At 61.6% G+C, this 9,662-nt stretch carries 7 protein-coding genes and 1 pseudogene; 2 read left to right on the top strand and 6 right to left on the bottom strand.

The window, feature by feature from the left end; translation table 11 throughout:
- Positions 1 to 116: 116 nt before the first annotated feature.
- The 4 genes from AYJ54_RS00390 to AYJ54_RS00375 form a co-directional block, all read right to left on the bottom strand.
- Positions 117 to 581 (bottom strand): group II intron maturase-specific domain-containing protein, encoded by a 465-nt coding sequence (locus AYJ54_RS00390; protein WP_245328828.1) that lies wholly within the window; start codon positions 579 to 581, stop codon positions 117 to 119.
- Positions 582 to 598: 17 nt separating this feature from the next.
- Complete coding sequence (locus AYJ54_RS00385) at positions 599 to 1,057, bottom strand: hypothetical protein (protein ID WP_063695932.1); 459 nt, start codon at positions 1,055 to 1,057, stop codon at positions 599 to 601.
- A gap of 126 nt (positions 1,058 to 1,183) precedes the next feature.
- Complete coding sequence (locus AYJ54_RS00380; RefSeq protein WP_063695931.1) at positions 1,184 to 1,582, bottom strand: thioesterase family protein; 399 nt, start codon at positions 1,580 to 1,582, stop codon at positions 1,184 to 1,186.
- A 138-nt stretch (positions 1,583 to 1,720) separates the two neighbouring features.
- On the bottom strand, positions 1,721 to 2,581 hold the full coding sequence (locus AYJ54_RS00375; protein WP_063695930.1) for a DUF2066 domain-containing protein: 861 nt from the start codon (positions 2,579 to 2,581) through the stop codon (positions 1,721 to 1,723).
- A 456-nt stretch (positions 2,582 to 3,037) separates the two neighbouring features.
- Between AYJ54_RS00375 and AYJ54_RS00370 the strand changes: the two genes are divergently transcribed.
- Both AYJ54_RS00370 and AYJ54_RS00365 read left to right on the top strand, forming a co-directional pair.
- Positions 3,038 to 4,918: a potassium transporter Kup gene (locus AYJ54_RS00370; protein ID WP_063695934.1), complete on the top strand. Its 1,881-nt coding sequence runs from the start codon at positions 3,038 to 3,040 to the stop codon at positions 4,916 to 4,918.
- 386 nt (positions 4,919 to 5,304) lie between these two features.
- Positions 5,305 to 6,708 carry a hypothetical protein gene (locus AYJ54_RS00365; RefSeq protein WP_136623335.1) on the top strand — a complete coding sequence of 468 codons (1,404 nt, stop codon included), beginning with the start codon at positions 5,305 to 5,307 and terminating at the stop codon, positions 6,706 to 6,708.
- Positions 6,709 to 6,815: 107 nt separating this feature from the next.
- Here the strand turns inward: AYJ54_RS00365 and AYJ54_RS00360 are convergent, their stop codons facing one another.
- Both AYJ54_RS00360 and AYJ54_RS00355 read right to left on the bottom strand, forming a co-directional pair.
- Positions 6,816 to 7,772 (bottom strand): glycosyltransferase family 2 protein, encoded by a 957-nt coding sequence (locus AYJ54_RS00360; protein WP_063695928.1) that lies wholly within the window; start codon positions 7,770 to 7,772, stop codon positions 6,816 to 6,818.
- 850 nt (positions 7,773 to 8,622) lie between these two features.
- Positions 8,623 to 9,601 (bottom strand): annotated as a pseudogene (locus AYJ54_RS00355) (IS110 family RNA-guided transposase).
- Positions 9,602 to 9,662: the final 61 nt, after the last annotated feature.

The raw sequence follows: 9,662 nt of genomic DNA, 5'->3' as shown, positions 1-9,662 counted from the left end.
GGTAGAGTCGAGGATGGGCGCGGTAGCTTGGGGGCCCCTTGGCCATCGCCCCGTTTCCCATCCCCGCTCATCAAACCGGACGTGCCGATTTCCGGCATCCGGCTTTCCGGCTGGCTTCACCGCGAGGCACGCGACGTGGCCGCTCGGGGCAAGCGTTGGAGGCACAGAACGCCGAGTTCTCGATGGATGACATCGAATATGAATCGGCGATTGCCGCGCCCTTGCACCTTGTGCCTTCGCGCGAGGAACCTGCGCACACGTTCAAAGACGTATTGGTCGACGCTACGGTATGCCTTGCTCCGCGAGCCGTAGCCAAAGTAGTTGGACCAGCCTCGCAGTGACCTGTTCAGCTTGTCACGTACTTCCGGCCATGGATCGATATTGCTTGGCACCAGAAGCTCGCCGACCCTTGTCTTGAGCCGCTGTACACTCTTCTTGGACGGGCTCGCGCCCAGATACCATTTCCCGTTCGCCTCAAACCAATGCACGCCGAACGAGTAGCCGAGGAAGTCGAAGCGTTCCTGTCGGGCATTTCTCAGCGAAGTTTTAGCCTCGTTGAGTGTCAGCCCAAGCTTGGTCATCACCGCCTTCGTCCACGCTAATGCCTCCACTGCGCGACCGCGGCTGAGGATAACGAAGTCGTCGGCATAGGAGATGACGTGAGCCTGGAACGCGTCGCCGCAGCCAGTCGCGCGATGAGCCCGCGAGTGGCGAGCGGTTGCAAGTCCGCTTCCAGCGCGTCGGCAATCTCCTTGGCATATACCTCCCGGTCGTCAACGTAGAGCGTAAAGGATTTCAAATACTTTTCCTTCTTCGCCGGATTCTCGATCGTCGCCTTCGTCCAGTGGTAGAGCGGATAGTTTTCGATGCCGTGCTCTTCTGCTGCGGCGACATACTCTGCAAAGGCGTCGAACTGGCATTTCAGCGTAGCGCGATGCTGGGCGAGGATATCGAACAGCGGCGCCAGCGCCCGATCACGGAGTTTTCGGCGTGCCGATTCCGCCGTAGCAGAATCGTTCACATCGAACCTAACCTGATACTGCCACTGAGAAGTCATGCTATTCTCGCCTTCTGGTCGCACCCGATTTGCCCCTCTCGGATCACAAGGCGCTACCGCTGCTTCACGAGCAGGTCCGGCACGCGGGGCCGTGACGCCATCATGGCTGACGGCGACAGCGCCCGATCACGGAAGCCTCTTTTTGGCAAGGCGCTCGTTGAACGAACGAAGATCGATCACAATTCGTTGGTGGGTCCCGCTGCCGATCTCCTCTGTGCCGTCGCTTGCCGACACCTTGAAGTCAACTCGTTTTCCCTCGACGTTGACTACCTCGGCCGTCGCGCACACCGCGCGGCCTACAGGCGTGGCGGCGAAGTGTTGTACATCAACTGCAGTGCCGACCGCGCTTTCACCTGCATCCAAAAACGGTCTGATGGCATTGAGCGCGGCGTTTTCCATGATCAAGATCATCACGGGCGTCGCAAGCACTTGCGGCAATAGGGCGTCCTTGAAACGGTCGGCAAGATGTTCGGGTTGCACCCGCAATGTCGATGTTCCTCTGGCTCCCAACGGAATCTGCCGCATTCATTCGTCCTAGAGCTCTATATAGACGCGTAGGCCGCATCGCCCGTAACAGCAACACAAAAGTGGACATCTGGCTAGGTCAGAGTTGGTCCAGACCCGGACTGATGCGCCGCACACTGCGCAGATCGCCGCGACCGTCTATCCGGGATCGCCGTTGCCTGAGAGGATTTGAGCTGCGCCTCCGATGCCGCGGCGATAGGCTTCATCAAACGTGACGCCGCGAAGCTGCCATCGGTGCATCCGGCCATTCCAGTCCATCCGCCACTCTGTCGCCCATCCGAGCTCAGAATCCTCCCACTTCAGTCGTCCGACCAAGGCAACTTCGCCACCCCGTTCGGCCGCCACCGATGCCGATATCGAGGATGGTGTCGTCAAGAGCCCTGCGGCATTAATGTTCGCTTTCACCAATGCTGCAGCATCAGGCAGCACGATCATCATGCCCCTCTTTGAGGCTGCGGCGAGGAGGGAGTCACGTTGCAGGTCGGACTGCTTTGCATCTGATGTGGCGATGTATTGTCTTGAGCCCTGCTCCATCTCGACAAAAACGCCAAGGATCGGGCGGCGCGAAAGCCAGGGCTTGACGCCAAGCGAGTCAAGAACGTCGTTGATTTTCTTGTCATCGAAATCGACGATCAAATCGTACGGCCGATCGCGGGTGCCCTGCTCGTCGCGCTTCGGCGTGCCGGACATCTGGTCGTGGTAGCTATAGGCGCTCACGAAATCAGCCGAGCGCGATTTGTACGGATTTAATCGAGGATCGCCCTCGAGCGTGAGCGCCCCGGATACCTTGATGAGAACGTCCTCAAGACAGGCGGCGAAGCCGATGATGCGATTGACTTCGCCCTGTCCAGTCACGCTTGTCTGCGCGCGATAGAGGCTCTCTTCCGCGGCTGCAAGCGTGCTGGGCCAGCTCGCCAAAACAGCAATCAGCGATATCTTGATGATAACAGCGACCACACCCAGACATCGCTCTGTCAGATGCCGAGTAAGCACGATCATCTCTCCCGATTGTCCGGAGTCAACGAGACGCCAGTTCCGACAGGATAAGCCCGGCCGCGTACTCATCAGGGCGCTCGGATCGGGCGCGTTCGATGGTACACTGAGCAGATATTAGCGGCGCTATGATGGAAATCGCGAGAGATCCGGAGAGCGCCAGAAGTCGCGATTTGTTGGCATTTTGACGTCGGTGCGAGGCGCTCGATTTAGCTTGCACTCCAGAAAAGCCGCATGAGGACTGCCTGGGTCATGAGCGAAAGTCGCGCCCGTGAGGGCGCCTTTCCGGTGTACCGCTGACAGCCGACGAGCCGACCGTGACTGCGTTGCTCAGCTCAGGGCCCAGTTGCGGACCCGCTATGAGCCATAGCGTCACAAGCTTTTCAGCGCGCCATTTTCGTGCATACTTTCGGGACCGAGAGAAGGGACGTCCGGATGACCCAGGCCCTTCAGACCGAGGTAATGCCGCCGCAGGATCCGCGAAGGCTGCCGGCCATTGCAGTGCTGACGGCACTCGGGGTCGTCTACGGCGATATCGGCACCAGCCCGCTCTATGGGTTGAAGCAGGCTATCGACTCCGGTGGAGGGCCCACGCCGGAAACGGTGATGGGTGTCGTCTCGCTGATCTTCTGGGCCCTCGTCCTGATCGTCGGGCTCAAATATGCTATTCTGATCCTGCGGGCCGATAATCGCGGCGAAGGCGGCATCGTGGCGCTGCTCGCGCTGCTCGATGCCAGGCATGCCCCTCGCGGAAGCCCGCGTGCCTCCCTGCTTATCGTCGGCCTGGTCGGAGCCGCGCTGCTCTATGGCGACGGCGTGATCACGCCGGCGATCTCGGTGCTCAGCGCGGTCGAAGGCCTGAAGATAGACGCACCGGCGCTCGCGCCCGTTGTCGTTCCCGTCACGATTGCGATCCTCGTCGCTCTCTTCCTGGTCCAGCGGAAGGGAACCGAGTTCGTTGGTCGCATCTTCGGGCCGGTGATGCTCGTGTGGTTCGTCGCGATCGCCGTGTTGGGCATCAAGGGAATCCTGCAGAGCCCGGCCATCCTCGCCGCCATCAGCCCCCATCACGCCGTGCTCTATCTCACTCACGCCGGACCCGGCATTGCCTTCGCCGTGCTCGGCGCTGCCTTTTTGACGTTGACGGGCGGCGAAGCCATGTATGCCGATATGGGCCATTTTGGCCGGCTGCCCATCCAGCTCGGATGGTTCGCGATCGTGTCGCCGGCGTTGATGCTCAACTATCTCGGTCAGGGAGGGCTGCTGCTGTCCGCCCCCCACGCGGCTCAGAATCCGTTTTACCTGCTCGTACCTGGGTGGGCGCACTACCCGATGATTGCCTTCGCGACCCTCGCCACCGTGATCGCGTCGCAAGCGATCATCTCAGGCGCGTACTCCCTCACCCAACAGGCGATGCAGCTCGGCTTCCTGCCTCGCATGCGGGTGCTGCACACGGCGAGCCACGAGAAGGGGCAGATCTACATACCTGTAGTGAACTGGCTGCTGGCCATTGGCACGCTCGCGGCCGTGCTTATCTTCGGCTCATCCGACGCACTCGGAGGAGCCTATGGCATCGCCGTCTCCATGCTGATGGCGGTGACCACCGTGCTGGCGGCTCTCGTCGCCCTGAAATGGGGTTACAACCCGCTCCTGGTCGTGGCGGTGAACGGGTTCTTTCTTGTTATCGAGTTGGTTTTCGTTGCCGCGAACATGACGAAGCTGATCGAAGGTGGCTGGTTTCCACTCCTGCTGGCGAGCGTGATTGCCTTCCTGATGCTGACGTGGCGCACGGGATGGCTATTACTTGAGCAGGAGCGCTCCAAGCTCCGCCAGCGAGAGGACGAGTTCATCGAGTGGGTCGTCAGGACGCCACCCGTTCGGTTACCGGGAGCGGCGGCGATCTTTACCGCAGCGACCACTGGGATCCCGCTCTGCCTGACCCATCACCTGCGGCACAATCGCGTGCTGCACGAGCGCGTGCTGTTCATCGCTTCGGTCAGCGTGGATGCGCCGCGGGTCGAAGCAGCCGACCGTATCAAGCTCGTTCCGGTCGGCGCCGGCATCACCCGCGTCCTGTTCTATTTTGGCTTCATGGAATCACCGGACGTGATGGAAGGGCTGAAGCTCGCCTGCCTCGAGCCCGAGCTTCACGGCATCGATCCCGAGAACATCACCTATTATTTCAGGCGAGTGATGGTGATCGCCTCCAGTAAGGCGTCAGGCATGGCGGTCTGGAGAAAATCCCTGTTCGCCACAATGCACCTCAACGCCAACCTGCCGGCGGCGTATTTCGGAGTTCCAACTGCCCAGGTCGTGGAGGTCGGTCTCGAGGTTGAGATTTAGTGCCGATGACTGCGAAGATGATCTAGGCCCCCATCGATCCGCAGCGCGGCACCCTTCTCGCTCTGCGCGATCTCAACTAGCGGCGCCCCCGCGTGGACCAAGGCCTCGCTATCCTGGATGCAAAGTTTATGCAGGCGTCGACCATCATGTCTCGCAGACGCTGACGGGAAGGCGAAGGAGCCGAGAGCACGCCGTGCCCTCCGATCGTCTTGCAGAGCGTTTGTCTGGCAAGAAGCTGGGGGTAGCATTTCGAGCTTCATCTCGTGTGGGAGGCGATGGTGCGGTCCGAGCGCGAAGCTCCAGCGCGTAAGACGGACGGAGCGGCCTCCCTGGGCGGCGTCGGGTCCCCGTGGTCATGGACTGTGCTGGCGTGGGGCGCGCTGCTGGTGGCGATCGTCGTGTCGTTCAGGCCCGCGGTCCCGGTCATCTGGGGCGACACGCCATCCTTCGTGGAATCTGCTTTTCGTACGCTCGAGGCCGGATGGCCGACCGTGGCGGGTGGGCGCGATCCGGGCTACCCCGCGTTGCTCGCCGTCACGTTCGCGTTTGGGGGCGAGCTCGGGACGGTGGTGCACCTGCAGCAGGCGGCGTGGGCTATCCTGATGCTGGCGCTTGCCGCAACCGCCCAGGCGGCGACGCGCAGCGCCGTTGGGCTTGTGCCGATCATCCTCGTGGCGACGTATCCGGGCCTTCTGCTATTCAGGAACGTCCTCACCGCAGATCTTCTCTTTGCAGTCTTCCTCAATCTCACAATGGCCGGATTGCTCGCTGCTACCTGCGTCGGCAAAACGGCGCAGTGCTGTGCGGTCTCTGCCGCTGTCCTGTGTGCTGCGCTCGCGGCGAGCTTCAGATCGCAGGGAATCCTGGTCCCAATCGTCGCCGTCCTGGTGGGCGCCAGCCTGGCCAGGCCAGACACGTCCGCGCGCCTCGCCGTGATTGTCCTGTCCGTCGCGGCAGCGCTGGGGCTCCTCGTCGCCGGTTCCCGGTTCGGGGCTTCCAACTCCGACGAAGCCTCGGTCGTATTCGTCCCCAAGACACTGTTCTGCAATCACCTGAACATCGTGCTCGCAAGCGATGCAGCGCGACGCGAGATCGTGTCGGCGGCCGGTGCCCGCGCTGACGTCACGATGGCGCGACTTGCGGGCGACTTCGCCGCGGAGCCGGGTCGCTGGCCCGTGCTCGGGTTCTTCGGTGACGCGTGCTTCTTCGACACCGCACTGGATCGAGACGTCGCCGGTAATACCGGGAATGCCGTCGGCGCGGCCGCAGCCTACCGGCACATCTTCCTGGCCGCCGTGCGCGACCGGCCGCTGGCTTACGCGCGCAAGTTCGTCCGTCAGATGGCCTATGGGGCCGCGGTCGCATGGCCGCCCTACGGACTTGACTCTGCCATACCGGTGTCAACCGACGACGTGCCGCACGTATCCGACATCATGACGCGGCACGGCCGGTCGGTTCAGCCGATCGATCTGCAAGGCGGACCAGTTCGCATCGGCCTGCTGTCAGATCTCCCTGGCGTCTCCACCCATCTGTACATGGCATTGTCCACCGCGTTCGTCATCGCCGTCATATTTTGGACGGTGACCGCTGTGCGGCTTCGGCGCCGCGGGTTCTTGACGCGCGCAGGTATCGTGATCGTGATGTGGACGGCTTCGATCGTAACCGCCGCCGGTGCCCACACCCTAGACGTCGGGCGATATCTGATTCCCTCAGTGCCGATGGTGGGCGTCATGCTGTCGCTTTTCGCCGGCGAACTGGCCGAAACGATCGCATGCCTGCGGAGGGGCTAACCGCATCATTCGAGAGCTCTCGTGCGCAGAAAATGCGAGCGCATCGCTAGCGCCGCAATGTTGGCAGCCTCCTGAACCTGGGCGCTGCCTTTCGAAGAAAGCCGCCCTTACGGAGCACCGCTCGAGACGGATTGAGTGACATCTTCCGGAGGCCGCAGGGCCAAATAAGCAAGCCGCCGCAACTCGCGGCGGCCACGCACGACAGTGTCGAGAATCATTCCGCTGAAGAAGCTAAGGAAGGCGAGTATCATGAGTCCTGTCGAAAGAACCGCGGTGGGCAAACGCGGCACCAAGCCGGTCTTAGCATACGTGACGGCAAGAGGTACCGCGATCACGATCGATACGAACCCGAGCAACGTGCCAATGATACCGAAAAAAAGCATCGGCTTTTCAGTTCGAAACAGCGTCAGGATGGTTAGCAAGATGCGCCAGCCGTCGCGGAACGTGGAGAGCTTGGACGTCGAACCTTCCGGCCGTACTTTGTAAGCAGTCACGATCTCGGCCACTGGCATGTGCAACCCCAGAGCATGGATGCTGATCTCCGTCTCTACCTCAAAGCCTTCCGAGAGAGCTGGGAAGCTTTTTACGAACCGGCGCGAGAATACGCGATAACCCGACAGGACGTCGCTGAACGAGCGACCGAAGATACGCGACAACATGCCAGTGAGGATCGCATTGCCGAGGCGATGGCCTGGCCTAAAAGCGGCATCAGCGAGCGAACTTCGCACCCCGACCACCATGTCCAGTTGGCATTCGATCAACTCCCGTATCATCGTCGGAGCAGCCGCCGCGTCGTAGGTCGCGTCGCCGTCGGCCATCACATAGACATCGGCATCAATGTCAGCAAAACTCCGGCGGACAACGTTGCCCTTTCCTTGCGTCAGTTCTGTTCGAACTATCGCGCCAGCAGCACGAGCGACATTCACGGTATTATCAGTCGAATTGTTGTCGAAGACATAAATGACAGCGTCAGGCAGAGCGGCACGAAATGCGGCTACCGTGGCGCCGACGGCCGCCTCTTCATTGCGACAAGGAAGAATTACTGCCACGCTTTGTTGCTTCATAGCCTGACCATAGAGCCTGCAGGATGCGCTCACCCGACAGTAAATCTCCGCGGGCCAGTGCAAGAATCACCCCATACAACTCGGGTTGAATGCTCCTTCTCGGCGTGCTTGCCATTCAGCTCATTTTTTTCAGCCTTGCCCCAAGTCTTATCCAGCCCTGAGTTCACCCGGCCAACGGGCTTGCTCGGTGGGGCGGTGACCGGAATTAGCGCGAAGCCCTAGAGGCTCAGCACATGGAACTCCAGTCCCAACATGCGGGCCCCACCAGCATCTGGTTCGTTTTGGTCTCCGGCAACGTCAGGATTGCTCGGATCGACCAGCCAGCCCCATGACGCGTGCCTCGGGAAGCAGCCAACCACTAGACCCTACCACGTCGCCGAATTTGAGCGCAGTGTTTTGCATCACGGCCGGATCGAGCGCCACCGTTCGCCGGCGATCATCCACCACGTTTCGGGTGAGGCGGCGCGCTCTCATGTCCGCAGCTGCCCAAAACCAACCAAATTCTCAAAGGCTGCCCACCGACGCGAAGGGCCATGTGTGGACGGCTCCGGGTTGGCAAGGGTTTCCTTTACGCATGCGGCGGTAGTCGGAGCAGCCATGTGTTCGGCCTGTTAGCGCGGCTCGCGTGACCGCTGGCCATAATGCCCTCCGCGGATCAGGTCCCGGTCAACAGCACGCACTCGATGATGCCTTGGCCCAAGTGGGTTGTCCTGATCGCCAGATCGACCGGCGCTGCATTACGTGCTGTTCGCCCTCCCAACTGTTACGTCACACCGGCTGTCCGGTGTGATCTCGTTCACGCCGCGAGAGCGGCAGGTTCCCTGTAGCGTTCGTTCCTGGCCATCATGGCTCAGGCCATCCTGGCGAGTTTGTTGGCGAGCGCGATCGCGGCGATCTTGGTGGGTCGCCGCGCCAACAACCCAGTAGGCCAGGGCCGATGCCCCGAGCCATGGAGCTTGGCATAGCGGATCACGGCGAGCGCGCCTGCCGTGAACAGGCTGCGCAAGTACCGATCGCCTTGCTTGCTGATGTTGCCGAGCTTGTCTTTGCCCCCGCTCGAGTTCCGCTTCGGCACGAGCCCAAACCCAGGCCGAGAAGTCCCGTCCCGATCGGAAGGCTCCTAGGTCAGCAATGCTGGCGACCAGCGCTGTGGCCAGCGCCGGCCCGACGCCGGGGAGAGCGTCCAGCCGTTTGCTCGTCGCACTTGATCGATGCCAGGCGATGATGGATCGGTCGAACTCCAGGATTTGGGCCTTCAGGGCCCGAAACTGGCCGCCGAGAGCCGCAAGACATGCACGGGCCACCTCGGGGAGCCGGCGGTCGGCTGTATCGGCGACGACTTCCAGCAACTGCTCGACGCCCCGGCGCCCGACGGGGGCAACAATCCCGAACTCGGCAAGATACGCGCGGATTGAATTGATGACGGCAGTCTGCTGGCGGATGAACAGATGGCGCGCTCGATGAAGCATCAGACAGCTCTGTTGCTCGACCGTCTTGGTCGGCAAGAACCGCATGTTGGGTCTCGTGACCGCCTCGCAAATCGCCTCCGCGTCCGTGGTGTCGTTCTTCTGTCGCTTGACGTAGGGCTTCACGTAGGCCGGAGGCATCAACCGCACCGCGTGCCCCAATGTCTCCAGCTCACGGGACCAGTAGTGCGATGACGCGCAAGCCTCGATCCCCACCAGACATGGCGGCAGCTTCTGGAAAAATGCCAGGACGTGCTGGCGCCTCAACTGGCGGCGTATGACCGTGTGGCCAGCTGCATCAACACCATGCACTTGAAAGATCGACTTCGCGATATCCAGACCGATTGTCGAAATTGACGGCATAGCTTGCTCCTCCGAATCGTGGGAGCCTCAAACGGCGCCCACTCCTTGGCACTCTCGTGCC

Source organism: Bradyrhizobium centrolobii, from assembly GCF_001641635.1.
GTDB lineage: Bacteria > Pseudomonadota > Alphaproteobacteria > Rhizobiales > Xanthobacteraceae > Bradyrhizobium > Bradyrhizobium centrolobii.
Note: the sequence above shows the minus strand (reverse complement) of the source record. Positions and strands in the feature narration are given on the sequence as shown.

What these genes read in the sequence shown, in the direction of transcription:
- AYJ54_RS00385 (WP_063695932.1), bottom strand. Translation starts at nt 1,057, where the DNA reads ATGACTTCTCAGTGGCAGTATCAGGTTAGGTTCGATGTGAACGATTCT.
- AYJ54_RS00375 (WP_063695930.1), bottom strand. Translation starts at nt 2,581, where the DNA reads ATGATCGTGCTTACTCGGCATCTGACAGAGCGATGTCTGGGTGTGGTC.
- AYJ54_RS00390 (WP_245328828.1), bottom strand. Translation starts at nt 581, where the DNA reads ATGACCAAGCTTGGGCTGACACTCAACGAGGCTAAAACTTCGCTGAGA.
- AYJ54_RS00370 (WP_063695934.1), top strand. Translation starts at nt 3,038, where the DNA reads ATGCCGCCGCAGGATCCGCGAAGGCTGCCGGCCATTGCAGTGCTGACG.
- AYJ54_RS00380 (WP_063695931.1), bottom strand. Translation starts at nt 1,582, where the DNA reads ATGCGGCAGATTCCGTTGGGAGCCAGAGGAACATCGACATTGCGGGTG.
- AYJ54_RS00360 (WP_063695928.1), bottom strand. Translation starts at nt 7,772, where the DNA reads ATGAAGCAACAAAGCGTGGCAGTAATTCTTCCTTGTCGCAATGAAGAG.